The sequence below is a fragment of the Plantactinospora sp. CNZ321 genome (genome assembly GCF_004217235.1).
In genome coordinates this window covers 1,457,856-1,484,830 of record NZ_SHKQ01000001.1, presented here as the reverse complement: position 1 = coordinate 1,484,830, position 26,975 = coordinate 1,457,856, and the positions used below count along the sequence as shown (strand labels likewise).

Sequence of the window (26,975 nt, the reverse complement as noted above, 5' to 3'; positions counted from 1 at the left end):
CGCTCAGTCGACCGGTCGTACGACGATCCGGCGGTTCGGCTCGACGCCCTCGGACTCGCTCTCCACCCCGGCGATGGCGTTCACCACGTCGTGCACGCACTTGCGCTCGAAGGCGGACATCGGCTCCAGCCGGACGGCCTCGCCGTGCTGCTTGACCTTCTCGACCGCGTTCTTGGCGACGGCGGAAAGCTCCTTGCGGCGGGCCGCCCGGTAGCCACCGACGTCCAGCAGCAGCCGGCTGGGCGTTCCGGTCTGCCGGAACACGGCGAGCCGGGTCAGCTCCTGGAGTGCCTCCAGGGTGGCGCCGCGCTGCCCGACCAGCGCCTGCAGGCGCCCGCCGACCACCTCGACCACCGGCCGGCCGGCGGAGACCAACTCGTCGATGTCGCCGTCGTAGTCGAGGATGTCGAGCAGCCCTTCGACGTAGTCGGCGGCTATCTCGCTCTGCCGGAACAGGTCGGCGTCGCTGGTCGCCGCTGCCGGCTTTCCGCCGTTGTTGCCGCCCTGCTCGACCTCGTCGCCCTCCACGTCGTCGCCCACGTCGTCGTCCTGCTCCGGGCCGGCGTCCGCGTTGTCCTCGGCGACCGCAGCGGCCGAGGTGGTTTCGGCGTCCTCGGGCGAGCCCGCCGGCAGGACCGGGTCAGCGTCGCCGGTGGGCTGCTCGGCGCGCGGAATACTGGTGTCGGTCACCGTCTCATCTCCGTACTCTCTCTGCCGGACCGTACGGTCCCGCTGGTTTCCCGGGCCCGACGGGAGATCGCCGAGTGCCACGGGCACGTCTGCACGGGCAACGATGCCCGACGTCACGGGGCGCGGCGGATTCCGGCCGGCGCCAGCGCTGGTGTGGCAGCACGGCCCGAAGTCCTACCCGGCCACCGATCGACAGTCGCGGTCGGTGGCCGGTCGCGTCAACCCTGACGCTTCGCCGGACGCCCCTTCTTGGGGTTGACCGGCTTGGCGCCCGGCTTGGGAGCCAGCGCCTTCGTGTCGACGGCCGGCTTCTCCGGCTGCGCGCCGTTGGCCTTGGACCGCCCGAACCGTCCGGCGGGCTTCGCCGGCTTGCCGGGCTGCACCGGCTTGCGGGCGTCGGTGCCCCGGCGGGTGCCGCCTGCGGTTCCGGTGGTACGCCGGGCAGCCGACTCGCCCGGCTTCGGCAGCCGGCCGGGGGTCGGCGGCGGCGGGTACTTGCGCAGCACCCACTGCTGCTGGCCGAGGGTGAAGAGGTTGTTGGTGACCCAGTAGATGACCACACCGATCGGGAAGATCGCGCCGGAGACCAGCAGCGAGGCGGGGATGCCGTAGAGCATCAGTCGCTGGATCATGCGCTGCTGCGGGTCCTCTGCCCACCCGGTCTTCAGGATCATCTGCCGGCTGGTCAGGTAGGTGGTGGCGATCATGATGGCGACCAGGACGCCGGCCAGGATCTTCACCGAGGTGCCGCTGGCGTTCAGCTGGGCCAGTTCCGCCGCGGTGGAGCCGAACTTGGCGGCGATCGGCACGTCGAAGAGCCGGGCGTGGGTCGCGCTCTCGAACTGCGTCTCGGTCCAGCCGTACAGGGTCTTCTGCTCGTTCGTCGGGCTGAGCCGGCGCAGCACGTGGAAGAGGCCGATGAAGACCGGAGCCTGCAGGAAGATCGGAAGGCAGCCCATCAGCGGGTTGGCCTTCTCCCTCCGGTAGAGCTCCATCATCTCCTTCTGGAGCGTCTCCCGGTCACCCTTGTGCTTCTCCTGGAGGGCCTTGAGCTGGGGCTGGAGCGCCTGCATCGCCCGCTGCGACTTGATCTGCTTGACGAAGATCGGGAAGAGGACCACCCGCAGGGTGACCACCAGGAAGATGATCGCCAGGATCCAGGACCAGTTGGTGCCCAGGACCGCGTTCTCCGACACTCCGATGGCGTCCCAGGCGGAGTGCCAGCTCAGCAGGACCCACGAGATCGCCCAGTAGATCCAGTCGAGACTCAATTCGGGGCTCCAGTCACATCGGCATGGCGGCGTGCGCCCGGCTCCGGTACCGGGTCAAATCCACCGGGGTGGAAGGGGTGGCAGCGCAACAGCCGCCGAACCGCCAGGACGGCTCCCCTGAGCGCACCGTGCCGCGCGACCCCCTCCAGGGCGTACGCGCTGCACGACGGGTAGAACCGACAGCGGGCCGGCAGCGCCGGGCTTATCCAACGACGGTACGCGACGATGGCTCCGGCCAGCACTCGGGCACCGAGTGTCATTCCCGGCGTACCGTCGGGCGGCGCCGTCATCGGGACCGCCGGGGGGACTTCCGGGGCGCGAGCGCCGCCGCGATCGCGGCGTCCAGGTCGGCGCCGAGCCGGGCGTAGGAGACCTCGGCGGCGCCGGGAAGTGCGCGTACCACCAGGGTCGTGCCGGCCGGCAGGCCCGGCAGCCGATCGCGGACCAGGTGTCGCAGCCGACGCCGGACCCTGTTCCGGACCACCGCGCCACCCACCGCCTTGGAGACGACGAAGCCGGCCCGGGCCGGCGCGGGCTGATCTCCCGCGCCGGCGCTGCGAGCCGGCTGCGATGTCGTCGTGGTCATCGGGAAAGAAGGTGGACCGGGGTCACCGGCCGGATCGAGATGGACCACCACGGATCCTCGACCGGCACGACGCCCACCCCGGATCGCCGCGGCGAAGTCACTGCTGCGCCGCAGTCGCTGTGCGGCCGCCAGCACGACTGCCTACATCCCCGGATCGGCCCTGCCAGCCGTCAGGCCGACAGGCGGGTGCGACCCTTGCCACGGCGGGCCGCGATGATGGCGCGACCAGCCCGGGTGCGCATGCGCAGCCGGAAGCCGTGGGTCTTCGCGCGCCGGCGGTTGTTCGGCTGGAAGGTGCGCTTGCTCACGTCAGGCTCTCCGTCGTCGTACGCCCCGGTCGTGCGACAGCGGGGTCGTGTGATTGTCAGGCGTCGACCGCCGGAACGGCCGGGTGCCGATGCCGTCCAGGCATCAGCGACGGCCTGTGTCGGGCCGCGGTCAACAGTCTCCCGTCACCCTAGCAGAGGGGTGGGAGAGCAACCGTTGGAGCCTACGCAGCCCAACAACCGCCGTCAAACGACCATGATCGGTGACCGTCGCCGGGCCGAGGACGGTCGGCGGGGTTTTCGCTGATGTCGACAGGTCTCCTCGGGACTGACGGTTGAAGGGTTGTGGACAACGCTGTTAGCGTGCCCGATTGCACGTCAGCGTCAAGGGGTGGGGATGCCGCTGGCGGGCAAAACCGGACAAGCTCGTCGATCGTTCGACAGATGAACCCGCGTCAACGCCGGTCGAGCCGGGGGCCGACGACACGGCCGCCCGGCCGGGCGACACAATCGGTCGATACACAGGCTGTGGATAACCTGTGGACGGCGCCGGCAACCGCCGAGCGCCGCGTCGTGCCTGTTCGAGCACGTCAGCAAGCCTGGAACGGTCGACTGGAACGACAACGGCGGCCGGAGACGCAGAGGCGATGGGGGTGGCGCGACGGTGGCCGACACGATCGACCTTGGCGCGGTGTGGGCGGCGACGACCGAGGAGCTGGCAGACGAGATCATCTCGGCCCAGCAGCGCGCCTATCTCCGGCTCACCCGGTTGCACACCATCATCGAGGACACCGCGCTGCTCTCCGTACCGGACGCCTTCACCCGGGACGTGATCGAGTCGCGACTCCGCCCGGCGATCACCGAGGCGCTCTCCCGCCGGCTGGGCCGGGCCGTCCAGGTGGCGGTCACCGTACGACCACCGGAGGACGGTCAGGCCCGCCCGGCCGGCTCCGGCTACCCGGCCGGCACCGAACCGGCGGGGACGGCCGTACCCGCGGGGTATCCCGTCCCCGGCGGTGCGCCCGGCTATTCGAGCGGCGCCGACCAGCCCGGTGGATACGACGGTGCCGACGCGTCGGCCGGCTACGACCCGGATCCCGCCGGGTACGCCGACCCCGACCCGCCCGGCGGATACCGGGCCGAGCCGCTCCACTTTCCCGGCGGGTTCCCCGGTGAGTCCGAGCGGGAGTACCCGGTCCGACCCGAGCAGGAGTTTCCGGCCGGTGCCGGCCCTGAGGCGCCCGAGCGCCGGAACCCGGTGCCGGACCAGGCCGACGGCCGTAAGCCGCCGCCGTTCACCGGCTCGGCGCAGGTGCCTCCCGGTGGTGCCGGACGCCCCGACACCGGCCGGGGCAACCTGATCCCGGCCAGCCGGGACGGACAGGAGCCGCTGTTCAGCGCGCCGTACCCGGAGCCGTACCGGCCGAGCGCCCCGCACCAGGACCGGCGGGGCTTCGACGAGCGGGGGGTCGAGACCGGCGACCTCGGCCAGTTCGGTGACCACCGGCCGGCCGACCGCCGGTACCACGACACCCGGGACGGCGCCGGACGGCTCGGACCGGGTCGGGACGGCGGGCCGGACAACGGTCCGGGTCGGGGCGGCGGCAACGCCCTACACCGGCCGGGTGGCCGGGACGACCGCCGGCCGGGCGGGGTGGGCGGGGCCGGGGACGTCGGCGGCAACCGGCTCAACCCGAAGTACATGTTCGAGACTTTCGTGATCGGCTCGTCCAACCGGTTCGCCCACGCGGCGTCGGTCGCGGTCGCCGAGTCACCGGCCAAGGCGTACAACCCGCTGTTCATCTACGGCAGTTCCGGCCTGGGCAAGACCCACCTGCTGCACGCCATCGGGCACTACGCGACGACGTTGGGCAACGCCCGCTCGGTCCGGTACGTCTCGACCGAGGAGTTCACCAACGACTTCATCAACTCGCTGCGGGACGACAAGACGAGTGCGTTCCAGCGCCGCTACCGGGACGTCGACATCCTGCTGATCGACGACATCCAGTTCCTGGAGAACCGCGAGCGGACCCAGGAGGAGTTCTTCCACACCTTCAACACCCTGCACAACGCCAACAAGCAGATCGTGATCACCTCGGACCGGAAGCCGAAGGACCTGGCGACGCTGGAGGACCGGCTGCGTACCCGGTTCGAGTGGGGGCTGCTCGCCGACATCCAGCCGCCCGACCTGGAGACCCGGATCGCGATCCTGCAGAAGAAGGCGGCCCAGGAGCGGCTCTTCGCCCCGCCGGACGTGCTGGAGTTCATCGCCTCCCGGATCGCCAACTCGATCCGGGAACTCGAGGGGGCGCTGATCCGGGTCACCGCGTTCGCGTCGCTGACCCGGTCACCGGTCGAGCTCGCACTGGCCGAGGAGGTGCTCCGGGACTTCATCCCGGACGGCTCCGGGCCGGAGATCACCGCCGACCAGATCATGATCTCCACCGCAGACTACTTCGGGGTGAGCCTGGAGGACCTGCGCGGGCAGTCCCGGTCCCGGGTACTCGTCAACGCCCGACAGGTGGCGATGTACCTGTGCCGGGAGCTGACCGACCTGTCGCTGCCCCGGATCGGCCAGGCGTTCGGCGGGCGTGACCACACCACCGTGATGCACGCCGACCGGAAGATCCGGCAGCAGATGGCGGAACGCCGCTCGCTCTACAACCAGATCGCCGAGCTGACCAACCGGATCAAGCAGAACACCTGACCCGACCAACCGGACCCGCGAGGGCCGGGTACGGGCCGCACCGGTCCGTACCCGGCCCTCGGTCGTACCCGGCCCTCGGTCCGGTCCCCGGCCGGTCGTACCGGCCGATCGGGTGGCACCGGACCGGAGCTGCCGCCGGAGGTGGCGTCGCGGCAGGGCCGGGAGGCGTCCCGTCGTGCACGGGCGGTCCGTTGTACCCAGGCTGTCCACAGCCGGTTGTCCACCGTCGGTGGATAACCTCGGTTCGGCCTCCGACGGAGAACCCACAACCTGTGGACAAGGGTTGGGGAAACGTGTGTGGACAGTTACCGACGGTTACGGAGTTGTCCACCGGTCGCGGCGGCCTGTGTACGGGCTGTTGAAGGTTCTGGGGACAGTGCCTATCGATCTTTGTCCGGCTGTACCCACAGATGGGGAAAAGCCGGTGGGTAACCCGGTGGATGACCGGTGGACAAGCGTGGACAACTTCGCGGACGGCGGTGCCTGTGGATCGCGACCCCGGTTCCGACCCCGGTTGTCCACACCTCGTACACCGGTGGACAAAGCGCTGACCTGCGCAGAGGTCGCCTCTCCACAGTTTGCACAGCACCGATGAAGACGATTGAGTTATCTCTTCAAGAGAACAAAAACCAATCATCGGCGTTGGGCATCCTGTGGACTCTTTTGATCCGTCGTACCCACGGGTCAGGATCTGCCGAAGTACCGGGGCCGGACGCACAGCCGATGCGACCGGGTCCTAAGGTGCGAGGAAGACCCGCACGGTTGGCGGGGCCGGAAGGCGGCCGCCGGCATGAGACAGTTGTCGCTGACGTCGACCCGGAGGCATGGCATGAAGTTCCGCGTGGAGCGTGACGCGCTCGCCGACGCCGTGGCGTGGACCGCGAAGAGTCTGCCCAACCGTCCCTCGGTCCCGGTGCTGGCCGGCGTACTGCTCCGGGTCGGTGAGGGCGGGTTGCACGTCTCGGGCTTCGACTACGAGGTGTCCAGCCAGGTGACCGTCGACGTGCAGAGCGAGGCGGAGGGGGCGGCCCTGGTCTCCGGCCGGCTGCTGGCCGAGATCACCAAGGCGCTGCCCGCGAAGCCGGTGGACATCGCCGCCGCCGGGGCGCACCTGGAGCTGGTCTGCGGCAGTGCCCGGTTCACCCTGCCGACGATGCCGGTCGAGGACTACCCGACCCTGCCGGAGATGCCGGGCAGCGCCGGCACCATCGACGCGGCCACCTTCGCCGCCGCGGTCGGCCAGGTCGCGATCGCCGCCGGCCGGGACGAGACGCTGCCGATGATGACCGGGGTACGCATCGAGCTGAACGGCTCGACCCTGGCGATGCTCGCCACCGACCGCTACCGGCTGGCGCTGCGCGAGATCGAGTGGCGGCCGGACGACCCGGATGTCAGCATCAACGCGCTGGTGCCGGCCCGGACCCTGCACGACACCGCCAAGGCCCTCGGGCCGCTCGGCGGCGACGTCACGATGGCGCTCGCCCAGGGCGCCGCCGGTGAGGGGCTGATCGGGTTCGCCGGCGGTACCCGTCGGACCACCAGCCGGCTGCTGGACGGCGCCAACTACCCGCCGGTGCGGTCGCTCTTCCCCGCCAGCTCCAACGCGGAGGCCCGGGTCGCGGTTTCCGCACTCGTCGAGGTCGTCAAGCGGGTGTCGTTGGTCGGCGGCCGGACCACGCCGGTGCTGCTCAACTTCAGCTCGGACGGCCTCGTCGTCGAGGCCGGCAGCACCGAGGAGGCCCGGGCGAGCGAGGCGATGGACGCCACCTTCACCGGGGAGCCGCTGACCATCGGCTTCAACCCGCAGTACCTGATCGACGGACTCCAGAACCTCGGCTCGGCGCTCGCGGTCTTCACCTTCGTCGACGCCTTCAAACCCGCGGTGATCTCCCCCTCCGGGGAGGACGGGGAAATCATCCCCGGCTATCGCTATCTGATCATGCCGATCAGGGTCACCCGCTGATCGCACCGGTTCTGGAAGGAAAGTTCATGCAACTCGGCCTGGTGGGCCTCGGCCGAATGGGCGGCAACATGCGCGAGCGACTGCGCGCCGCCGGGCACGAGGTGATCGGCTACGACCAGAACCCGGCGCTGTCCGACGTGGCGAGCCTGGCGGAGTTGGCCGAGAAGCTGGCCGCACCCCGGGCGGTCTGGGTGATGGTGCCGGTGGCCTACACCGAGTCGACCGTCGACGGGCTGATCGAGGTTCTCTCGGCCGGAGACATCGTCATCGACGGTGGCAACTCCAAGTTCAGTGACGACCTGCCCCGGGCGGAGAAGCTCGACCGGCACGGCCTCGGCTACATCGACGTCGGGGTCTCCGGCGGCATCTGGGGGCGGGAGAGCGGCTACGGCCTGATGGTCGGCGGCGACGAGCAGCACGTCGGACGGCTGATGCCGATCTTCGACGCGCTCAAGCCGGAGGGCGAGTTCGGCTTCGTGCACGCCGGACCGGTCGGCGCCGGGCACTACGCCAAGATGGTGCACAACGGCATCGAGTACGGCCTGATGCAGGCCTACGCCGAGGGCTACGAGCTGCTCACCGCCTCCGAACTGGTGACCAACGTGCCGGGTGTCTTCAAGTCCTGGCGGGACGGCACCGTGGTCCGGTCCTGGCTGCTCGACCTGCTCGACCGGGCTCTCGACGAGGACCCGGAGCTGGCCCAGCTCAGCGACTACACCGAGGACACCGGCGAGGGACGCTGGACGGTGGACGAGGCGGTCCGGCTCGCCGTACCGCTGAACGTCATCACCGCCGCGCTCTTCGCCCGGTTCGCCTCCCGCCAGGAGGACTCGCCGGCGCTGAAGGCCGTCTCCGCACTGCGTCAGCAGTTCGGCGGGCACGCCGTCCGCAAGTACTGACCCGTGTACGTCCGCCGGCTCGAACTGGTCGACTTCCGCTCGTACGAGCGGGTCGGGGTCGACCTGGAGCCGGGTGGGAACGTGTTCGTCGGCCCGAACGGGGTGGGCAAGACCAACCTCGTCGAGGCGCTCGGCTACGTCGCGACCCTGGCCAGCCACCGGGTCGCCACCGACGCCCCGCTGGTCCGGGCCGGTGCCGCGACGGCGGTGCTCCGGTGCGCGATCGTGCACGACGGCCGGGAGCTGCTGGTCGAGCTGGAGATCGCGCCGGGTCGGGCCAACCGGGCCCGGTTGAACCGTTCGCCCGCTCGCCGGGCCCGAGACGTGCTCGGTGCGCTGCGGCTGGTGCTCTTCGCCCCGGAAGACCTGGAACTGGTCCGGGGCGACCCGGCCGAGCGACGGCGCTACCTCGATGACCTGCTGGTCACCCGGATGCCGCGGTACGCCGCCGTCCGCACCGACTACGAGCGGGTGGTGAAGCAGCGCAACGCGCTGCTGCGTACCGCCTATCTGGCCCGGAAGACCGCCGGTGGGCGGGGACGGGCCGCCCGCGCCGACCCCGAGCGAGCTGCCGAGGGCGGCGGCGACCTGTCGACCCTGGCGGTCTGGGACACCCACCTGGCCCGGCACGGGGCGGAGTTGCTGGCCGGCCGGCTGGAGCTGGTTGCCGCGCTCGGCCCGCACGTGACGAAGGCGTACGACGCGGTGGCGGCGGGGCGCGGCGCGGCGTCGATCGCGTACCGGCCGTCGGTGGAGTTGACCGACCCGGTGCCGGACCGGTCGACGCTGGAGGCGGCACTGTCGACCGCGCTGGCCGAGGCCCGGTCGGCGGAGATCGACCGTGGCATGACACTGGTCGGGCCACACCGCGACGAGCTGACCCTCACCCTCGGCGCCCTGCCCGCCCGGGGGTACGCCAGCCACGGCGAGTCCTGGTCGTACGCGCTGGCGCTCCGGCTCGCCGGCTACGACCTGCTCCGCGCCGACGGCGTCGAACCGGTGCTGGTGCTCGACGACGTCTTCGCCGAGCTGGACAGTGGCCGCCGGGATCGTCTTGCCGAACTGGTCGCGGGGGCCAGCCAGCTCCTGGTGACCTGCGCGGTCGCCGACGACGTACCGCAGGCGCTGCGGGGCGCCCGGTACGAGGTCTCGGACGGGCGGGTGTCCCGTGACGACTGACCCGGGGGCGTCCCGTCCGGTGCGGGCGCCGGCCGATCGGGACCGGCCGCGTGCTACGACGCCCGGCCCGGCCCGGCCCGACCCGACCGAGTCGGCGGGTGCCCCCGACCCGACCGAGTCGGCGGGTGCCCAGGCCGACCCGACGGCGGCCGGAGACGGCGAGCTGGCCGGCCCGGCGCTGGCCCGGGCGGTCCTCGATGCCGCACTCGCCAAGCGGAGGGCGTCCGGCCCGCGTCGGCGTACCCCGGAGGGAGGCGACCTGGACGCGGACCCGGCGGCCGACGGCGCGGCGGGCGGTGCCGGCTCGGCCGGTGGCCGGGCGGGCGGGCAGCGGCGCCGGCCGCGCGGCTACTCCGGACCCGGGCCAGATCCCCGGGATCCGCAGTTGCTGGGTACGGTGCTGGCCCGGCTGGTGAAGGCCCGGGGCTGGCAGCAGCCGGCCGCCGAGGCGACCGTCTTCGGCGCCTGGGAGCGGGTGGTCGGCCCGGACGTGGCCGAGCACAGCCGCCCGGTGAAGCTGGAGAACGGCGAACTCACGGTCGAGGCCGAGTCGACGGCGTGGGCGACGCAGCTCCGGCTGCTCGCCGGTTCGCTGCTGCGGCGGATCGCCGCCGAGGTCGGGCACGGCGTGGTCCGTCGGCTGCACGTGCACGGCCCGACGGCGCCGTCCTGGTCCCGGGGTCCGCGACGGGTGCGCGGCCGTGGCCCCCGGGACACCTACGGCTGAGTCGCCGGTGGCGGGGGAACGGTCAGGAGTCGGCGTAGACGGCGAAGCCGCGTTCGGCGCACCTGCGGTAGAAACCGGCCAGTACGGCCAGCTCGGAGCGGGGGAAGCTCCACTGCGGCGGCGCCCCGGACTCGTCGCGCAGTGCGTCGAGCCGGCTGTCCAGCCAGCGCAGTTGCTGCTCGGCCAGGCGGCCGTCGGCCAGCGCGGCCCGCAGTACGGCGCTGACCGTGTCGAAGGTCACGGACTCGCCGTGTTCGCGGTGCCCGTCCACGAAGCGTTCCAGACCGCCGGCTATCCAGGCGCAGCCGTCCGGGTCGATCACCGGGTCCTCGTCCTCGGCCGCGGCCTCGGTGGCGTAGAGCACCCCGTCCAGACCGAGTAGCAGGTCGACCAGCTCGGTGTAGGCGGTTGCCCGGACCGAACCGTTCTTCGCGATGTAACCGGCGAGGGCCGCGGTCGGCGCGGCCACCTCGGGCGCGTCGGCCAGCTCGCCGAAGTCGACGAACTCGGCCGGAGCGACCGGATCGTAGAAGCGGCCGGTCCGCGGCCAGCGCACCGCGACGTTGTCCAGCCCCATCGGGCGTCACCTCTCCATGCACCTGACGAAACCGGTCGGTTGAACCGCCCGATGCGCTTACCGGGCATCCTGGCCACGGAGCTTACTTCCGGCGTCGCCAAGTTACGGCACCGCTCACCCTCCGCGCGACCCCCGGGTGGGTACGCCCATCCTGACCTCTACCGGGCGCCGACGGCCGGGCTGGGGGGTCTCGGCCGGTGAGGGCGGGACGGTCCCCCGGATCCGGCCCCGATTCGATCTCAGGCGTGTGGGGGGAGTCGTGGGCGAGGGGGTACGGCCGCCTACGAGGTTCTCAGGGCGCCGCGCAGGGGTGCCGCATACCCAATATGTCATCTGGGCACAGTAGGATTGACGGCGAGACGACGACACGGTGTGGAGCGGGATCCGGATCCCGGAATCGGTCCGGCCGGCACCGCACCGGGTCCGAGCCGATCGCGATCCGTGGGCAGCCGCGGCGACCGGCGCGTTCGACCGTACCCGGAACTCCTCGTGGTGCCGGTCCGCGCGCCCGTCGCGGGCCGCCCACCGAACCCGCGCAGCCACGCCCGCAGGGTGTGGACGCGCGAGAAAGTGGCCAAGGTGGCAGCGCAGAAGAAGCAGGAGTACGGCGCCGAGTCGATCACCGTTCTGGAGGGCCTGGAGGCCGTCCGCAAGCGGCCCGGTATGTACATCGGATCGACCGGTGAGCGGGGTCTGCACCACCTGGTCTGGGAGGTCGTCGACAACGCGGTGGACGAGGCGCTCGCCGGCTACTGCGACACCATCGAGGTGGTGCTGCTCGCCGACGGCGGGGTCCGGGTCACCGACAACGGGCGGGGTTTCCCCGTCGACCTGCACCCGAAGCTGAAGAAGCCGGGCGTCGAGGTGGCGCTGACCGTGCTGCACGCGGGCGGCAAGTTCGACGGCAAGGCGTACGCGGTCTCCGGCGGTCTGCACGGCGTCGGTGTCTCGGTGGTGAACGCGCTCTCCACCCGAATGTTCGTGGAGATCCACAAGGACGGCTACGTCTGGCGTCAGAGCTACCACAACTCCAAGCCCTCACCGCTGGAGAAGGGTGAGACCACCAACATCACCGGATCGTCGGTTTCCTTCTGGCCGGACCCGTCTGTCTTCGAGAGCGTCGACTTCGTCTTCGAAACCATCTACCGCCGGATCCAGGAGTACGCCTTCCTCAACCGAGGGCTGACCATCCAGCTCCGGGACGAGCGGGTGCAGGAGGAGGACGGCAAGCCGCGCGAGGTGACCTTCTGCTACAAGAACGGCATCTCCGACTTCGTGCGCCACCTCAACGCCTCCAAGAGCCCGATCCACAAGACCGTGGTCGAGTTCGGGGCCGAGGAGGAGGGGATGTCGGTCGAGATCGCCATGCAGTGGAACGAGTCGTACGGCGAGTCGGTCTACACCTTCGCCAACACCATCAACACGCACGAGGGCGGTACCCATGAGGAGGGCTTCCGGGCGGCGTTGACCAGCGTGGTCAACCGGTACGGCGCGGACAAGAAGCTGCTCAAGAACGACGAGAAGCTCTCCGGCGAAGACATCCGGGAGGGGCTGGCGGCGATCATCTCGGTCAAGCTGACCAACCCGCAGTTCGAGGGGCAGACCAAGACCAAGCTCGGCAACACCCCGGTGAAGAGCTTCGTGCAGCGGGTCTGCAACGAGTGGCTGATCGACTGGTTCGACCGGAACCCGGGCGAGGCCAAGCTGATCATCACCAAGGCGACCCAGGCGGCCCGGGCCCGGATCGCGGCACAGCAGGCCCGCAAGCTGGCCCGGCGCAAGTCGCTGCTGGAGTCCGGCTCGATGCCGGGCAAGCTGGCTGACTGCCAGTCCACCGATCCGCGCGAGTCCGAGGTGTTCATCGTCGAGGGTGACTCGGCGGGCGGCTCGGCGAAGCAGGGCCGGGACCCGCGTACCCAGGCGATCCTGCCGATCCGGGGCAAGATCCTCAACGTGGAGAAGGCCCGCATCGACCGGGTGCTGAAAAACAACGAGGTCCAGGCGCTGATCACCGCGCTCGGTACCGGCATCCACGACGACTTCGACATCGAGAAGCTGCGCTACCACAAGATCGTTCTGATGGCCGATGCCGACGTCGACGGGCAGCACATCCAGACCCTGCTGCTGACCCTGCTGTTCCGGTTCATGCGGCCGCTGGTCGAGCTGGGGCACGTCTACCTGGCCGCACCGCCGCTCTACAAGATCAAGTGGAACCGCAAGGGCGACGACGCCCAGTACGCCTACTCCGACCGGGAGCGGGACGGGCTGATCGCGCTGCGCCAGCAGAAGAAGCCGAACGCCAAGCCGGACGACATCCAGCGGTTCAAGGGTCTGGGCGAGATGAACTACCCGGAGCTGTGGGAGACCACGATGAACCCGGCGACGCGCACCCTCCGCCAGGTCACCCTGGACGACGCGGCCACCGCCGACGAGCTGTTCAGCGTCCTGATGGGCGAGGACGTGGAGGCACGCCGCTCGTTCATCCAGCGCAACGCCAAGGACGTCCGGTTCCTCGACATCTAGTGGCGGTACGGCGGTCCCCGGGTCGGCCGAACGGTTGACCGGGACCGCCGTTTCCACACAGTTATCCACAGCTTCCACGGTTTCCACAGCCGTTATCCACAGCGAAACACGGCTTTGAGTCTGATAAGGGTTGACAGTGACGGATATTCCCGAGTCCTCCGCTAACGAGCCGGAGCAGGAAGCGGCCGCGAGCGCGGTAGCCCAGCACGACCGGATCGAGCCGGTCGGGCTCGAGGTGGAGATGCAGCGCTCCTACCTCGACTACGCGATGAGCGTGATCGTCGGGCGGGCGCTGCCGGACGTACGGGACGGGTTGAAGCCCGTACACCGGAAGATCCTCTACGCCATGTTCGACTCGGGCTACCGCCCGGACCGGGGGTACGTGAAGTGCTCCCGGGTGGTCGGCGACGTGATGGGTCAGTTCCACCCGCACGGCGACTCGGCGATCTACGACGCGCTGGTCCGGATGGCCCAGACCTGGTCGCTGCGCTACCCGCTGGTCGACGGCAACGGCAACTTCGGTTCGCCCGGAAATGATCCAGCTGCGGCGATGCGTTACTGCATCAGCGGAAATGCCCGAATTCGTGCCGCCGAGGGGTCGGTTCGGATCGACCAGATCGTTCCCGGTGCCGCGCCCAGCTCCGAGACCGACATCGACCTCAAGGTCCGGGACCGCAACGGCGACCTGGTCCGGGCCTCGAAGTTCTTCCACTCCGGCGAGCATCCGACGCTGCGGCTGCGCACCCGCGAGGGCTACGAGCTGACCGGTACGCACAACCATCCGGTGCTCTGCCTGGTGCAGGTGGCCGGGGTGCCGACCCTCCTCTGGAAGCTGCTCGCCGAGGTCCGCCCCGGTGACCGGGTGGTGCTTCAGCGGACGGTGCCGGACGAGATCGGCTACCCGATGCTGGAGCACGTCGAGGCGGCGGTCCTGGCCGGCGCACTCGTCAGTGAAGGGTGGACGTCCCAGGAGCGCGTCGGGTTCGACAACTGTGACCGAGAGTTCTTTGTCCGGATACTTGCCGCCTACGACCTCGCAGTGGGAGGTCGACGGCACGTCGGTACCGAGACGACGGTGACGGGGAAGACGCTGCACAAACTGCGCGGCTGGCGGGACGACGTGGCTCGTTCCATCGTCGGCGAGTTGGTCGGGGCGCGGAGCGCGGCGAAGTTCGTGCCGGAGTTCGTCTGGCAGGGGCCGGCGGCGGTCAAGCGGGCCTTCCTGCAGGCACTGTTCGAGGGCGACGGCTCGTCCTCGCTGCTGCCCCGCAACACGATGCAGATCTCGTACTCGACCCGGAGCGAGCGGCTGGCCCGTGAGGTCCAGCAACTGCTGCTGGAGTTCGGCGTGATCAGCAGGCAGTGCCGGTACGACAACGGCGAGATCAAGGTCGTGGTGACCAACCGGCGCGACGCCCGGCTCTTCGCGCAGCACGTCGGTTTCCTCGGCCGCAAGCAGGCGAAGCTGGAGTCCGAGCTGGCCGGCTTGCCGGGCAGCAGCACCGCGTTGTCGAGCGATCACGTGCCGTACGTCGGCGATTTCATCCGCGAGCACGGCGCGCAGCGTTGGACCGAGCGGGACTGGCTGCGCCGGCACAACGTCGACCGGATCGAGCGCTGGGAGCGGGACCGGGACGAGATCCTGGCCCGGATCACCGACCGGGAGGTGCGCGACGTCGTCGAGCCGCTGGTGGACGGCCGGTTCTACTACGCCAAAGTCGCCGAGGTTGCCGATGCGGGCGTGCAGCCGGTCTACAGCCTGCGGGTCGACACCGACGACCACTCCTTCGTCAGCAACGGATTCGTCAGCCACAACACCGAGTGCAAGCTCGACCCGCTCGCCATGGAGATGCTCCGGGACATCGACGAGGACACCGTCGACTTCCAGGACAACTACGACGGCCGGGCCAAGGAGCCGACGATCCTGCCGTCCCGGATTCCGAACCTGCTGGTGAACGGCTCCGAGGGCATCGCGGTCGGCATGGCCACCAAGATTCCGCCGCACAACCTGCGGGAGATCGCCGACGCGGTGCAGTGGTGCCTGGAGAACCCGGACGCCGACGAGGCCACCACGCTCGACGCGCTGATCGGGATCGTCAAGGGGCCGGACTTCCCGACCCACGGGCTGATCGTGGGGACCACCCCGATCCAGGACGCCTACCGGACCGGGCGGGGCTCGATCCGGATGCGCGCGGTGGTGGAGGTGGAGGAGGACAAGAAGGGCCGGACCAGCCTCGTCGTCACCGAGCTGCCGTACCAGGTCAACCCCGACAACCTGGCCGAGCGGATCGCCGAGCTGATCAAGGAGGGCAAGCTCGCCGGGATCGCCGACATCCGGGACGAGTCCTCCGGGCGTACCGGCATGCGGATCGTGCTGGTGCTCAAGCGCGACGCGGTCGCCAAGGTGGTGCTGAACAACCTCTACAAGCACACCCAGCTCCAGGAGACCTTCGGCGCCAACATGCTGGCCCTGGTCGACGGGGTGCCGCGCACGCTCAACCTGGCCCAGTTCATCCGGCACTACGTCGACCACCAGATCGACGTGATCCGGCGGCGTACGGCGTACCGGTTGCGCAAGGCCGAGGAGCGGGCGCACATCCTGCGGGGTCTGGTCAAGGCGCTGGACGCGCTGGACGAGGTGATCGCGCTGATTCGGCGGTCACCGACGGTGGAGGAGGCCCGGCAGGGCCTGATCCAGCTCCTCGACATCGACGAGGTGCAGGCCACCGCGATCCTGGACATGCAGCTCCGCCGGCTCGCCGCGCTGGAGCGTCAGAAGATCATCGACGAGTTGGCCAAGATCGAGCTGGAGATCGCCGATCTCAAGGACATCCTGGCCAAGCCCGAGCGGCAGCGGAGGATCGTCTCCGAGGAGCTCGGCGAGATCGTGGCCAAGTGGGGCGACGAACGCCGGACCAAGATCGTGCCCTTCGAGGGCGAGGTCTCGATGGAGGACCTGATCGCCCGCGAGGACGTGGTGGTCACCATCACCCGGACCGGGTACGCCAAGCGGACCAAGGTCGACCTCTATCGCTCCCAGCGTCGGGGCGGCAAGGGGGTCAGTGGCGCGACGCTGCGTCAGGACGATATCGTCAGCAACTTCTTCGTCTGCTCCACGCACGACTGGATGCTCTTCTTCACCAATAAGGGGAGGGTCTACCGGGCCAAGGCCTACGAGTTGCCGGAGGCCAGTAGGGTGGCGAGAGGCCAGCACGTGGCGAATCTGCTCGCCTTCCAGCCCGACGAGCAGATCGCCCAGGTGATCGAGATCCCGGACTACCAGGTCGCGCCGTATCTGGTACTGGCCACCAGGAACGGTCTGGTGAAGAAGACGAGGTTGGAGGAGTTCGATTCCAACCGCTCCGGCGGCATCATCGCGATCAACCTCCGCGACGAGGACGAGCTGGTCGGAGCGGCGCTGGCGGGACCCGGGGACGACCTCCTACTGGTGTCCAAGAAGGCGCAGGCGATCCGGTTCAACGCCACCGACGAGGCGCTCCGGCCGATGGGCCGGGCCACCTCCGGAGTGATCGGGATGCGGTTCACCGACGACGACGTGCTGTTGGCGATGGAGGTGGTCCGCGAGGGCATGGACCTGGATGTCCTCGTGGCGACGAACGGGGGTTACGCGAAACGTACCCCGATCGAGGTGTACCCCGTGCAGGGTAGGGGAGGTAAAGGGGTGCTGACCGCGAAGATCACAGAGCGCCGCGGCGGTCTGGTCGGCGCGGTCGTCATCAGCCCGGACGACGAGCTGTTTGCCATCACCAGCAACGGCGGTGTGATCCGGACTCCGGTGAAGCCTGTACGCCGAACGCGTGATCGGAACACAATGGGGGTCAAACTGATGGACCTACCAGACGGCGTGACTATTGTGGCGATTGCTCGCAATGCCGACGAGCCTGACGAACAGGACTAGTTGATGACGGAGACACAGGCGAAGTCGGGGGCTGCGGGGACCTCGGCCAACCCGGTCGACGAGGAGACCGCCGCCAGCGGTGCCCCGGCGACCGGCCGCGCGGCCGTCGGCCGTGCGATGGTCAGTGCCGACACGCCGTCCCCCAAGTTCACCCGGGCGCCGGGCATGCCGCCGCCACCCGACCAGCTGCCCGAGGAGTCGACCACGCCGTCGGCCGGGGCAGCCGAGGACGGAAACCCGGCGGCTGCGACGACGGAAGCCGCGGCTGCCGCGACGTCTCCGGCGGCAACCGCCGCGGCTTCCCGGGGCAGCTCCGGAGTGGACCGGTCCGATCAGGCGGGCAAGAGCGACTCCACCGTCACCAGCCGGCTGGAGCGGCCCGCCGAGGCGAACCGTACCGAGCGGATCCCCGGCCGTACCGACCGACCGGGCTCTGCCGGTGCCACCAGCGCCGCCGAGGCGACCCAGCCGATCTCCGGGGGCGCGCCGCAGGGCGCGTTCCGGCCGGGGCGGGCCGGTGGGGGTGCCCCGGCGGCGGGCAGCAGCCGGTTCGGCCCCGGCGGCACGGCGACGCGTACCGCGACGGGTGCTCCCGGAGCCGCGGGCGTCGGCACGGCAGCCCCGGGCGCGGTCGGCGCGGCCCGGGTGACCGAGGCGGTCCGCGCGGCCCGCAGTACGGTCAGCTCCGCCGCCTCCCGCGGTCCCCGCCGGGCCCGGCTGAACCTCAAGCGGATCGACCCCTGGTCTGTGATGAAGTTTTCGTTCGCCGTCTCGCTGGTGCTGTTCATCGTGGTCATCGTCGCGACCTCCGTGCTCTACCTGGCGCTCGACGCGATGGGCGTCTTCGACAGTGTGAACGGCACGCTGGCCGACATGATCAATGCGAGCGGCGGTCAGAGCGGCAACACCTTCCAGATCACCGCCAAGGGCGTCATCCTCACCTCCGGCCTGATCGGGCTGGTGAACGTGGTGCTGTTCACCGCGCTGGCCACCCTCGGCGCGTTCATCTACAACGTCTGCGCCGACCTGGTCGGCGGTGTCGAGCTGACCCTCGCCGAGCGCGACTGAGCGGCAGGACAGCGGCTACCGACGCCGGGGCTCCGCAAAGCGGTGGCCCCGGCGCTCGTCGTTCCGGTACGGTACGGTCTGCGTCGTACCTGGTCGACGGGTCGGGTTCCGAACCGTCGCCCCGAGTTGGGGTCGGCGCCGGAGGTACGGTAACCTTGCTCGTCGCAGCGGGGGGCTATAGCTCAGTCGGTTAGAGCGCAGAGCTGATAACTCTGAGGTCGATGGTTCGATTCCATCTAGCCCCACTTCATACCGTCCGACGGCCTGTCGAGCGTGAGGGATGCGTCCATGTTGAAGAAGATCCTGCTCGTTGTCGGCGTGGTGGGTGTCGCGGCTCTCGTCTACAAGAAGGTCAAGGAATCCAACGACGAGCGCGCCCTCTGGCACGAGGCCACCACCGCACCCGACCTGCGGTAGGTCGTCGACCGGACCGCCTGTCATCCTCGGGGCGGCATCGTCCCGCCCGGGGCCGTAGCTCAACTGGCAGAGCACTGCCTTTGCAAGGCAGGGGTTAGGGGTTCGAGTCCCCTCGGCTCCACCACTCGCACCATTGTGCGAACCGCGCGAGTTCGCCGACCTGGTGGGCGCGTCTCCCCTAGATTCGGCGCTCAAGGCCCGCTACGGCGAGACCCTTCCAGAGGAGCACACGATCGCGTGGCCGCCACCGCGCAACTCTCCATGCTGGTGCGGATCAACAGCCAAGTACAACCGCCGGTGCGGCCGGACCCCCGGTGCCCGAGACTGTGGCTAACTCGCCGGCGGTGAGGAGCGATCCACGGTGGGGACGGGCCAACAATGAGTAGCCCATACACCAGCCTCGCCGGACGGTCCGAGACTGCCCGACGTGGAGATCGCTTCAGACGTTTGCTAAGCCCTATCCCGCACGATGGTGCCGACGAGACGGTCGTACGGGGTGAGCGCAGGGCCGACGAAAAGCGACGCCACGTAGCCGACGGCGATGACGCAGGCGGCGATACCGCTCACCATGGCGAGGGTCGCCCCGAGCCCGGCGGCGGAAGGCGAGGCCAGGGTGAACGCGGCAGTGTGACCCAGTTCCCAGGGAAGGGCGACCTTGAGCACGTTGCGCAGCAGCGCACGGATCAATGGTGGAGGAGACCCGTCCGCGATCTCCACCCGCAACCGCATGAACCGCTTGCCTGGTGAGGCACCGCGCCGCCCGGCTTCCCACACCGCGAGCCACCCGGTCACCGGAGCGATGAGCAGAAGGAACGACAGGAGGTTCCAGGCAAAGATCGGCAGGTGGACGGAGTTGTGGCGAAGCAGAAGACCGACCGGAACCAGCGCAGTGGCGTAACCGATGATGATCAGCCAGTCGACGCACCAGGCCACGATCCGCCGCACCGCCAGGCCTGTCATCGTCCTGTTGTACCAGGCAACTTGCGGACGGAGTTCGGACGTCCGTCTGTCTCCCGGCGGCCTGCCGAAGCGGGCCGTGCGGAGTGCGGTCCCGCCCCGGCGCACACGGCGCGACCGGGGGAAGCCACAGACCCGGCGGCCGGCAGCAGGCCGGGGCTCTCGCGTCCGGTTTCAATGGTTGCGGATCAGGGTCGGCCCGGGGTGTGGAGGGCTCGGAGGCCGCGTCGGCCGAGGTACACCGTGGCGACGCCGCTGATCACGCTGAGCACAAGAGCGTTCCGACGGCAGCCAAGGCGACTGCAACGATGGCATCTGCCCTCGCCGGTCGTGCGGCAATGGAGGATTTCGATGTCATGCGGACAGAGTAGGTTAAGCCCCGGAGCCGGTCCTACCAGTCCGTCGAGCAGTCCGGGCCGCACGACGACGACCTCGCTGCCGGCCTGGCGCTGCGCATCGGCTTCGTGCGTCGCGATCTCGGCGAACTCGAACTCGACGCGGGGCAGGCGCGCTTCCGGTACGCCCGCGTTCCTCCGGCAGGGGCGCGCCCTTGCCGGAGGAACGATTCAACGGTCGCTGTCGCAGTACCGTAAGTGCTAGACCTGCCACTGGCCGTCGACCATCAGGTCCCGGCCCGCGATCTCGTTGACCTCGCGCCAGGCCTGGATCAGGGTCGGTCGGATGCGGAAGTACGGGTAGTTCGACGCGCGCGGGTCGAACCCGGTCTTGACCGAGAACAGGTCACCGAGGTCGTCGGTGACCTCGTCGACGATGACAGCGGTTCCCTCGATGAGCACGACGTCGCGGGTCGGCCCGATCGTGAGGCGGACCCGTCCACTGGCGCGCAGGTTACGAGCCGTGGGGTTGGTGGCAGCCGTGGAGATCAGCAGCGTCTGATCGTCCCAGAGGAACGACAGCGGCACCAGATACGGCGTGCCCGCCAGGTCGGCGGTGGCCACCCAGGCGTCGACGTCGTGTTCGAGCCGGTGCAGGGTGTCTTTCTTACGCTGCTCCAGCGGGCGGGGCGCAGGTGTCATGGCGTCGAGGCTCCTTCTGGTGTTCCAGCGGTTCTGACTGCAGCGCAGCGAAAGGATGATCATTGAGTTGCGGCCTTCAGCTCACGCTTCGTGTCGCCGTCAACACGCGAAAGTGATCAGAACTGGACGTTTGTCATCGTGTACCACGTCGGGGCAAACACCAACAGGACCAGCACGCCAAGGACCGCGAACGACCTGACAACGCGTGAGCGTGTGATGGGCGCGGTTGCGACAGGCCTCAGCTTCCACCGTCCGACCGCGATGAACGCCGCAACGCCACCCAGCACGAGATTGGCGGGCACCAACGCGTACTCGCCGCGCATGATGTGAAAGCCAGCTGCGAGGATCATCGTCAGCGTCAGCCCGGCGGCGGCGAGCGGCGTCAGCTTTGGCTTGACCCGCGTCATCGCTGGCAGGAACAGGCCGATGCCTCCCAGTACCTCGCAGAGCCCGATGAAGACGATCAAGGGTTGCGGTACGGCCGCGTACCACGCCACGGCTCGGGGTGCTGCCGCATACAACGCTCCGTCGTACATCAATACCTTGCCGAAACCGCTGCCGGCGAAGAAGAAACCCGCCAGCATCTGGAGTATCCAGAGCGTGCTGTTCAGGGTGAGTCTCATTCCACGCTTCTGGGGCCGCTGCTCCTCGTGCTTGGCCTCGAGCAGGTTCGTATCGATGGGAGAGGTCATTTCCGGTCACTACCTTTTCTCGTCGGTTCGGCTGGCAACCCTGGCGGTGACGGCCCTGTGGGCATCCTCCGTAGGGACCTGGTGACGGGAGTCAGCTGACCATGGGGATGTCGGGACGGGCGCCCTCCGTGGGACACCGCGGGACAGGCGAAACGCGGTCTAGCTGCTGAAACAGCGTTCCGTACCGTGGCTCCGAGCTGGGACATGCTCTGGAGCGCGCCGAACCGCGTCGAGCGTCGAACCGCGTCGAGCGTCGAACCGCTGGAGCTGCCGCAGTGGTGCGCGGCCGGGCTCGCGGACGACCGGGTGCGCCGCACCGGCGCGGCGCCGGGGGTCAGCCGAGGCGACGGCGTTCGATGGGGAGCCGGGAGCGGGTCAGCAGGCCGGTGCCGAGCATGGCCACCAGCGGTACCACGAGCACCACCGCCAGGGTGGCCCACGGCACGGTGATCGGGTACGCCGGGTCGCGCGGCCACTGGTACATCAGCGCCTGGTTGTAGGCGACGAGCACCGCGGTGGACGCCCCGAGCCCGGCGAGCAGCCCCAGCACCGTACCCAGACCGGCGATCACCCCGGACTGGCTCAGTGACAGCCAGCGGCGTACGCCCGGACTGGCGCCGACGGCGGAGAGGATGGCCAGGTCGCCACGGCCATCGGCGGCGGCGAGGCCGGTGGCGACGGCGGCCGCTCCGAGCGTGACGAGGCCGGCGACCGCGGCCAGGATCAGCAGGGTCGGGTCGTGCGGGGTCACCGGTCGACGTTCGATCGTCGCGCCCAGCCCGCCCTGGTCGGTCAGGTCGCGCAGCCCGGCGGTCAGCCGATCCTGCTCGGCCTGGCTGGGCATCCGGTCGGTGGCCACGACGAGCCCGTACGGTCGCTCAGCGAGCTTCGCGGCCTTGACCGCGGCCGACGAGTAGATCGGACCGGGCAGCCGGGTACCGGTTATGGGCGCGTACCCGGGTACGGTCACGGTCGGCGCCTGCGCCAGCTTCTCCGGCGTTATCGGGCCCTGGACCGTCTCGTCGTACGCCTGAATGGTCACCTTGCCGTCGACCACGAGGCGTGGGTCGCCGACGAGTACACCGCCCGCCGCCAGTGTCTCGCGGGCCCGGGACAGATCCTCGCCGGTGGCCCTGGTCAGTGCGGTCACCGCCGCCGGCCCGGCGACCAGCTCACCGTAGCTGGCTCTGCTCGGCATCGTGGCGATCTCACACCGCGGATCGGCGTTGGCCGCCCGCTGCTGGGTCCGGCTCAGCACCGCACCGCTGTTCGGGTCGTAGGGGCACCGGCGGTCCTGCGGTACCCGGGGGTGCAGCGCACAGTGCGGGAGCACCGGCCGACCCGCCTTGATCGAGGTGGGCGCCGTGTCGCTGGCCGGGCAGACCACCTGACCGACCGGGATGACCTCGGTCGCCGGCAACGTGCTCCGTACGACGGCCGCCACCTCCTTCATCGAGGCCCCGGGCTGCTGCTCGCGGTCGAGCGGTCCGGGCATCGGGTTGTTGATCACGAGCGCGTGCCCGATGGGGAGGCCAGCCCGGTACTGCGCGTCCGCCCGGGCGTTCTGGGCGGTGAGTACGACGCCGATCGCGACGCTGCCGGCCACCGCCGCCATCACCGCCGCCACGGCTGGTACGGCTGCGGCCCGGTTTCGGGCGGTGTCGCGCAGTGCGATCCGCGGGGCGAGTGGCAGCGCCTGACCGAGCCGGGCGACCAGCCCCACCAGTGCCGGCGTACACAGCACCAGGCCCAACTCGGCGAGGACCAGGCCGGTGAGGATGACGTTCGTGGATACCTGCCAGGCGCCGTACCCGGCGGCGGCTGCCCCGGTACCGACGAGCGCCAGGCCGAGCAGCAACCACCCCTTGCGCGACTGGCGGATGCCACGACGCCCGGTCAGCGCGGCGACGACGTCGCCACGGGCGACGGTGAACGCGGGCACCAGGGCCGCGAGCAACCCGGTGCCGACGGCGAGAACGGCGATGGCGGCCAGCGCGAGGGGAAAGACCCGGTACCCGCCGGCCCGCTGCTGCGCCAGGTGCACCTCGACCAGCGGGCGGAACGCGAAAGCGGCGACCATGCCGAGCAGCAGTCCCGGGACGGCGGCGAGCACGCCGAGCACGATGCCGTCGGCCAGCACGATACGGCGCAGGTGTGCCGGAGTCCCCCCGTTGGCGGCAACCAGCCCGAGGTCGCGCTGGCGGCGGCGGGCACCGACCGCGAATACCGGCCCGGCGAGCAGCATCACCTCGAGCACGCCCAGCCCGACGACGAGCCCACCGGCGGCGACGGTTCGCAGGCTGACGTCGTCGTCGCTGCTGTCCTGGTAGTACGGGTCCGACGGGTCGAGGGCGGGCGGGTTCAGCAGCACCGCCCGCGAGACGACGACCATGCCGCGCTCGTTGAGCTGTCTGACCCCGGCCCAGTCCACCGGCGCGGGCGCGTCCCACAACCACCCGTGGGAGTCGTAGCTGGCCCCGCCGTCGGGCGCCGCGTCCGGCGCGAACACCACCTGCTCGGCCAGCTCGGCGGGGAACTCGACGATTCCGGTGACTGTCCACGAGGCGTCCCGGTCGGCGCTGCGTACGGTGCCGCCGATCCGGGCGGCCAGCCGTGCCGCCGCCTGCTCGGTGAGCGCGACCTCGTCGGCGGTCGCCGGGGCGTGACCTTCGCGCAGCGTGACGAGGCCCGCCACCATCGGGTCTGCCACGTCCATGGCGTACACCGCGAGGTCTCCCACCCCGCTTCGGGTCCGGAGCGGGACGATTCCCCTCCGGATCGGAGTCACCCGGCTGCCGTCCGGGAGCGCGGCGAGCAGGTCTTCGGCCGATACGGTGGCGGCGCGCGAGGAGGTGTCCGAGGAGTGGCCGTCCCCGGTGGGATCCTGCCGGACCGGCCCGGTGTCGACCCACTCGATCTTCGCGTCGGCGGCACCGAGCAGGCGGGTGGCCTTCTCCTCGGGGGTGAGCCGGAACATGTCGTAGCTGACGGCGGCGGCGCTCAGCGCCAGGACCGGCAACGCGAGCATCGCGATCGCCAGTGCCGAGCGTCCCTTCGCGCGGCGCGCCTCCCGGCGGGCGATCCGCAGCGCGGTCAGCCAGCTCCTCATCACGCCCGCCCCAGGAGTTGCTCGGCCGCCGCCAGCGGGCCCGAGGTGTCGGCGATGACGCCGTCACGCAGGAACACCACCCGGTCGGCCCAGGCGGCGTGCCGGGCCTCGTGGGTCACCAGCACGCCGGCCGCGCCCGCGTCGACCCGGGTGCGCAGCAGCCGCAGCACGGACTCGCCGGTCTGCGAGTCGAGCGCCCCGGTCGGCTCGTCGGCCAGGACGAGCCGACGGTCGCCGGCGAGGGCCCGGGCGATCGCGACCCGCTGCTGCTGACCGCCGGACATCTCGTCGGGGAATCGCGGCCCGAGGTCGGTCAGACCCACCTCGTGCAGGGCGGCCACGGCGAGCCGGCGGGCCCGCCGCACCCCGGCGCCGTCCAGTTCGAGGGGGAGCGCGACGTTCTCCGCGGCGGTGAGGCTCGGCAGCAGGTTGAGGTCCTGGAAGACGTACCCGATCGAGCGTCGTCGCAGCGCGGCGAGCTGGCGACTGGAGAGCTTTCGTAGCTGCTGGTTCTCGACGTACACCTCACCCCGGGTGGGTCGGTCCAGTCCGCCGGCGAGGTTCAACAGGGTCGACTTGCCGGAGCCGGACGGCCCCATCACGGCCACCAGTTCACCCGGCCGGACCGTCAGAGTGACGCCGCGCAGCGCGTGCACCGCGGCCTCGCCCGCGCCGTGGGTCCGGTAGGCGTCGCGGATCTCCAGCACGCTCATGCCGTCACCTCGGTGTGCTCGGCCGCCGGGCTCGGCGTGCCGGTGGCCGATGGCACCGGGCGGGTGAGGTCGTGTCGGACCAGGCTGGTCTCGCAGTGGTCGAGCCACCGCAGTTCGGCCTCGGCCTGGAAGATCATGGCGTCGAGCACCAGTCGCCACGCCAGGTCGGCGGGTCTGGGTTCGGGGTCGCGGGCCTTGAGTCGGGTGTACTCCTGCAGCGCCCGCATCGTCGCGGTGCGCTGGGTCTGCAGCACCGCCGCGACGTCGACCCCGGGGGTGGTGATGGCCAGCGCCAGCTTGATGGAGAGTTCGTCGCGGGGCCGGTCGGCCCGGCTGATCGGGGTGGCGAACCAACTGCCCAACTGCGTCCGGCCGGCATCCGTGATCTCGTACGGCTGCTGCCCCCCGTCGTTCTCCGGCAGCGGGCGCACGAGGCCGTCCCGCTCCAGCCTGGACAGTGTCGTGTAGACCTGCCCGATGTTCAGCGGCCAGGTGGCCCCGGTGGACTCCTCGAAGGCGGCGCGCAACTGGTAGCCGTGCATGGGGCCGCGTTCCAGTAACGCGAGCAGGCTGTGGCGGACTGACATAGCTACTGAGTATGCATACTCGGTATGGCGATGGCAATCTCGCTCCGCGGCCCGGCCCCCGCACGAGACCGCCAAGGCGGTCCCGGTGGCCCGGCCCGACGGCGACCGGGTCAGAAGCCTTCCGGAGCGTGCGGTACGTAGTGCTCGGCGAGCCGCCGCAGCGCCTCCTCGCCGAGGGTCAGCTCGACCGCGGCGACCGCGTCGGTGAGATGTCCCGGCTTCGTCGCGCCGACGATCGGGGCGGTCACCGCCGGCTGGTGCAGCAGCCAGGCGAGCGCGACCTGCGCCCGGGGGACCCCGAGCTCGCCCGCCACCTCGGCGACCGCGCCGACCACCCGCCGGTCGGCCTCTTCGGCCTGCCGGTAGAGGGTGCCGCCGAAGTCGTCCGTCTCGCTGCGCGCGGTGCTGACGTCCCAGTCCCGGACCAGCCGGCCCCGGGCCAGCGGGCTCCACGGCAGCACCCCGACGCCCTGGTCGAGGCAGAACGGGAGCATCTCCCGCTCCTCCTCGCGCATGATCAGGTTGTACTGGTCCTGCATGGAGACGAACCGGGTCCAGCCGTGCAGGTCGGCGGTGTACTGCGCCTGCGCGAACTGCCAGGTCCACATCGAGGAGGCGCCGAGGTAGCGCACCTTGCCGGCCCGTACCAGGTCGTGCAGCGCCTCCATCGTCTCCTCGATCGGCACGTTCGGGTCGTACCGGTGGATCTGGTAGAGGTCGATGTAGTCGGTGCCGAGCCGACGCAGGCTCTCGTCGACCTGGGTGAGAATCGCCGCCCGGGACAGCCCGCCGCCCTTCGGCCCGGGACCCATCCGGCCGTGCACCTTGGTGGCAATGACCACCTCGTCCCGGCGAGCGAACTCGCCGAGCAGCCTGCCGGTGATCTCCTCGCTGCTGCCGAGAGAATAGACGTTGGCGGTGTCGAAGGTGGTGATCCCGGCCTCGATGGCCTGCCGGAAGAACGGCCGCGCCTCGTCCAGCTCCGTCGTCCAGGAGTGGGTGCCGCGCTGCGGGTCCCCGAAGCTCATGCAACCGAGGACGATCCTGGACACTTCCAGTCCCGAGCCGCCCAGCCGTACGTACCGCAT

Annotated in this window: 22 protein-coding genes and 2 tRNA genes; 11 read left to right on the top strand and 13 right to left on the bottom strand. The window is 70.4% G+C overall.

Annotated features, from left to right (window positions below; translation table 11 throughout):
- Positions 1-3: 3 nt before the first annotated feature.
- The 5 genes from EV371_RS06535 to rpmH all read right to left on the bottom strand — a co-directional run bounded on the left by EV371_RS06535 (position 4) and on the right by rpmH (position 2,855).
- On the bottom strand, positions 4-690 hold the full coding sequence (locus EV371_RS06535) for a R3H domain-containing nucleic acid-binding protein (RefSeq protein ID WP_130461249.1): 687 nt from the start codon (positions 688-690) through the stop codon (positions 4-6).
- A 218-nt stretch (positions 691-908) separates the two neighbouring features.
- Positions 909-1,961, bottom strand: a complete 1,053-nt coding sequence (yidC, locus tag EV371_RS06530) for a membrane protein insertase YidC (protein WP_130461248.1) — start codon at positions 1,959-1,961, stop codon at positions 909-911.
- The gene (gene yidD, locus EV371_RS06525) at positions 1,958-2,251 is read right to left on the bottom strand and encodes a membrane protein insertion efficiency factor YidD (RefSeq protein ID WP_486484511.1); all 294 of its coding nucleotides are present in this window, start codon (positions 2,249-2,251) and stop codon (positions 1,958-1,960) included. The genes yidC and yidD overlap by 4 nt, the downstream gene beginning before the upstream one ends.
- On the bottom strand, positions 2,248-2,682 hold the full coding sequence (gene rnpA / locus EV371_RS06520; RefSeq protein ID WP_130461247.1) for a ribonuclease P protein component: 435 nt from the start codon (positions 2,680-2,682) through the stop codon (positions 2,248-2,250). The genes yidD and rnpA overlap by 4 nt, the downstream gene beginning before the upstream one ends.
- Before the next feature lie 35 nt (positions 2,683-2,717).
- The gene (gene rpmH / locus EV371_RS06515) at positions 2,718-2,855 is read right to left on the bottom strand and encodes a 50S ribosomal protein L34 (RefSeq protein ID WP_101368834.1); all 138 of its coding nucleotides are present in this window, start codon (positions 2,853-2,855) and stop codon (positions 2,718-2,720) included.
- Positions 2,856-3,477: 622 nt separating this feature from the next.
- Between rpmH and dnaA the strand changes: the two genes are divergently transcribed.
- From dnaA to EV371_RS06490, 5 genes are all read left to right on the top strand, one after another.
- Positions 3,478-5,520 carry a chromosomal replication initiator protein DnaA gene (dnaA, locus tag EV371_RS06510; protein WP_130461246.1) on the top strand — a complete coding sequence of 681 codons (2,043 nt, stop codon included), beginning with the start codon at positions 3,478-3,480 and terminating at the stop codon, positions 5,518-5,520.
- Positions 5,521-6,349: 829 nt separating this feature from the next.
- Complete coding sequence (gene dnaN, locus EV371_RS06505) at positions 6,350-7,483, top strand: DNA polymerase III subunit beta (protein WP_130461245.1); 1,134 nt, start codon at positions 6,350-6,352, stop codon at positions 7,481-7,483.
- 26 nt (positions 7,484-7,509) lie between these two features.
- Entirely contained in the window at positions 7,510-8,382 is an 873-nt protein-coding gene (gene gnd / locus EV371_RS06500) for a phosphogluconate dehydrogenase (NAD(+)-dependent, decarboxylating) (RefSeq protein WP_130461244.1), read from the top strand.
- Between the two features lie 3 nt (positions 8,383-8,385).
- Complete coding sequence (gene recF, locus EV371_RS06495; protein ID WP_130461243.1) at positions 8,386-9,561, top strand: DNA replication/repair protein RecF; 1,176 nt, start codon at positions 8,386-8,388, stop codon at positions 9,559-9,561.
- 19 nt (positions 9,562-9,580) lie between these two features.
- A complete protein-coding gene (locus tag EV371_RS06490) occupies positions 9,581-10,288 on the top strand; it encodes a DciA family protein (protein ID WP_130465706.1) in 708 nt (235 codons plus the stop codon).
- 22 nt (positions 10,289-10,310) lie between these two features.
- On the opposite strand, the gene EV371_RS06485 is transcribed toward EV371_RS06490, so the two are convergent.
- Positions 10,311-10,865, bottom strand: a complete 555-nt coding sequence (locus EV371_RS06485; RefSeq protein WP_130461242.1) for a hypothetical protein — start codon at positions 10,863-10,865, stop codon at positions 10,311-10,313.
- Positions 10,866-11,444: 579 nt separating this feature from the next.
- On the opposite strand from EV371_RS06485, the gene gyrB reads away from it, so the two are divergent.
- The 6 genes from gyrB to EV371_RS06460 all read left to right on the top strand — a co-directional run bounded on the left by gyrB (position 11,445) and on the right by EV371_RS06460 (position 18,916).
- Positions 11,445-13,388, top strand: a complete 1,944-nt coding sequence (gene gyrB, locus EV371_RS06480; protein ID WP_130461241.1) for a DNA topoisomerase (ATP-hydrolyzing) subunit B — start codon at positions 11,445-11,447, stop codon at positions 13,386-13,388.
- Between the two features lie 136 nt (positions 13,389-13,524).
- Positions 13,525-17,307 (top strand): intein-containing DNA gyrase subunit A, encoded by a 3,783-nt coding sequence (gene gyrA, locus EV371_RS06475; RefSeq protein ID WP_130461240.1) that lies wholly within the window; start codon positions 13,525-13,527, stop codon positions 17,305-17,307.
- Between the two features lie 3 nt (positions 17,308-17,310).
- On the top strand, positions 17,311-18,375 hold the full coding sequence (locus EV371_RS06470; protein WP_130461239.1) for a DUF3566 domain-containing protein: 1,065 nt from the start codon (positions 17,311-17,313) through the stop codon (positions 18,373-18,375).
- A 171-nt stretch (positions 18,376-18,546) separates the two neighbouring features.
- Positions 18,547-18,620: transfer RNA gene (locus tag EV371_RS06465), tRNA-Ile, on the top strand.
- A gap of 43 nt (positions 18,621-18,663) precedes the next feature.
- Complete coding sequence (locus EV371_RS34145; RefSeq protein ID WP_225945452.1) at positions 18,664-18,792, top strand: DLW-39 family protein; 129 nt, start codon at positions 18,664-18,666, stop codon at positions 18,790-18,792.
- 48 nt (positions 18,793-18,840) lie between these two features.
- Positions 18,841-18,916, top strand: a tRNA-Ala gene (locus EV371_RS06460).
- Between the two features lie 326 nt (positions 18,917-19,242).
- On the opposite strand, the gene EV371_RS06455 is transcribed toward EV371_RS06460, so the two are convergent.
- The 7 genes from EV371_RS06455 to EV371_RS06425 all read right to left on the bottom strand — a co-directional run bounded on the left by EV371_RS06455 (position 19,243) and on the right by EV371_RS06425 (position 26,975).
- Positions 19,243-19,752, bottom strand: coding sequence for an RDD family protein (locus tag EV371_RS06455; RefSeq protein ID WP_130461238.1), 510 nt, complete (start codon positions 19,750-19,752; stop codon positions 19,243-19,245).
- Between the two features lie 593 nt (positions 19,753-20,345).
- Positions 20,346-20,786, bottom strand: a complete 441-nt coding sequence (locus tag EV371_RS06450; RefSeq protein WP_130461237.1) for a pyridoxamine 5'-phosphate oxidase family protein — start codon at positions 20,784-20,786, stop codon at positions 20,346-20,348.
- Between the two features lie 116 nt (positions 20,787-20,902).
- A complete protein-coding gene (locus EV371_RS06445; RefSeq protein ID WP_130461236.1) occupies positions 20,903-21,478 on the bottom strand; it encodes a DoxX family protein in 576 nt (191 codons plus the stop codon).
- 334 nt (positions 21,479-21,812) lie between these two features.
- Positions 21,813-24,587, bottom strand: coding sequence for an FtsX-like permease family protein (locus tag EV371_RS06440; protein ID WP_130461235.1), 2,775 nt, complete (start codon positions 24,585-24,587; stop codon positions 21,813-21,815).
- Entirely contained in the window at positions 24,587-25,300 is a 714-nt protein-coding gene (locus EV371_RS06435; protein ID WP_130461234.1) for an ABC transporter ATP-binding protein, read from the bottom strand. The genes EV371_RS06440 and EV371_RS06435 overlap by 1 nt, the downstream gene beginning before the upstream one ends.
- Positions 25,297-25,887 (bottom strand): PadR family transcriptional regulator, encoded by a 591-nt coding sequence (locus EV371_RS06430; RefSeq protein WP_130461233.1) that lies wholly within the window; start codon positions 25,885-25,887, stop codon positions 25,297-25,299. The genes EV371_RS06435 and EV371_RS06430 overlap by 4 nt, the downstream gene beginning before the upstream one ends.
- A gap of 110 nt (positions 25,888-25,997) precedes the next feature.
- The gene (locus EV371_RS06425) at positions 25,998-26,975 is read right to left on the bottom strand and encodes an aldo/keto reductase (RefSeq protein WP_130461232.1); all 978 of its coding nucleotides are present in this window, start codon (positions 26,973-26,975) and stop codon (positions 25,998-26,000) included.

Bases quoted from the DNA above. Each gene is read 5' to 3' on its own strand.
- EV371_RS06485 (WP_130461242.1), bottom strand. From the start codon at position 10,865: ATGGGGCTGGACAACGTCGCGGTGCGCTGGCCGCGGACCGGCCGCTTC.
- EV371_RS06430 (WP_130461233.1), bottom strand. From the start codon at position 25,887: ATGTCAGTCCGCCACAGCCTGCTCGCGTTACTGGAACGCGGCCCCATG.
- dnaN (WP_130461245.1), top strand. From the start codon at position 6,350: ATGAAGTTCCGCGTGGAGCGTGACGCGCTCGCCGACGCCGTGGCGTGG.
- EV371_RS06435 (WP_130461234.1), bottom strand. From the start codon at position 25,300: ATGAGCGTGCTGGAGATCCGCGACGCCTACCGGACCCACGGCGCGGGC.
- EV371_RS06445 (WP_130461236.1), bottom strand. From the start codon at position 21,478: ATGACCTCTCCCATCGATACGAACCTGCTCGAGGCCAAGCACGAGGAG.
- gnd (WP_130461244.1), top strand. From the start codon at position 7,510: ATGCAACTCGGCCTGGTGGGCCTCGGCCGAATGGGCGGCAACATGCGC.
- EV371_RS06455 (WP_130461238.1), bottom strand. From the start codon at position 19,752: ATGACAGGCCTGGCGGTGCGGCGGATCGTGGCCTGGTGCGTCGACTGG.
- EV371_RS06450 (WP_130461237.1), bottom strand. From the start codon at position 20,786: ATGACACCTGCGCCCCGCCCGCTGGAGCAGCGTAAGAAAGACACCCTG.
- EV371_RS06425 (WP_130461232.1), bottom strand. From the start codon at position 26,975: ATGCGGTACGTACGGCTGGGCGGCTCGGGACTGGAAGTGTCCAGGATC.
- EV371_RS34145 (WP_225945452.1), top strand. From the start codon at position 18,664: ATGTTGAAGAAGATCCTGCTCGTTGTCGGCGTGGTGGGTGTCGCGGCT.
- yidD (WP_486484511.1), bottom strand. From the start codon at position 2,251: ATGACGGCGCCGCCCGACGGTACGCCGGGAATGACACTCGGTGCCCGA.
- EV371_RS06470 (WP_130461239.1), top strand. From the start codon at position 17,311: ATGACGGAGACACAGGCGAAGTCGGGGGCTGCGGGGACCTCGGCCAAC.
- EV371_RS06440 (WP_130461235.1), bottom strand. From the start codon at position 24,587: ATGAGGAGCTGGCTGACCGCGCTGCGGATCGCCCGCCGGGAGGCGCGC.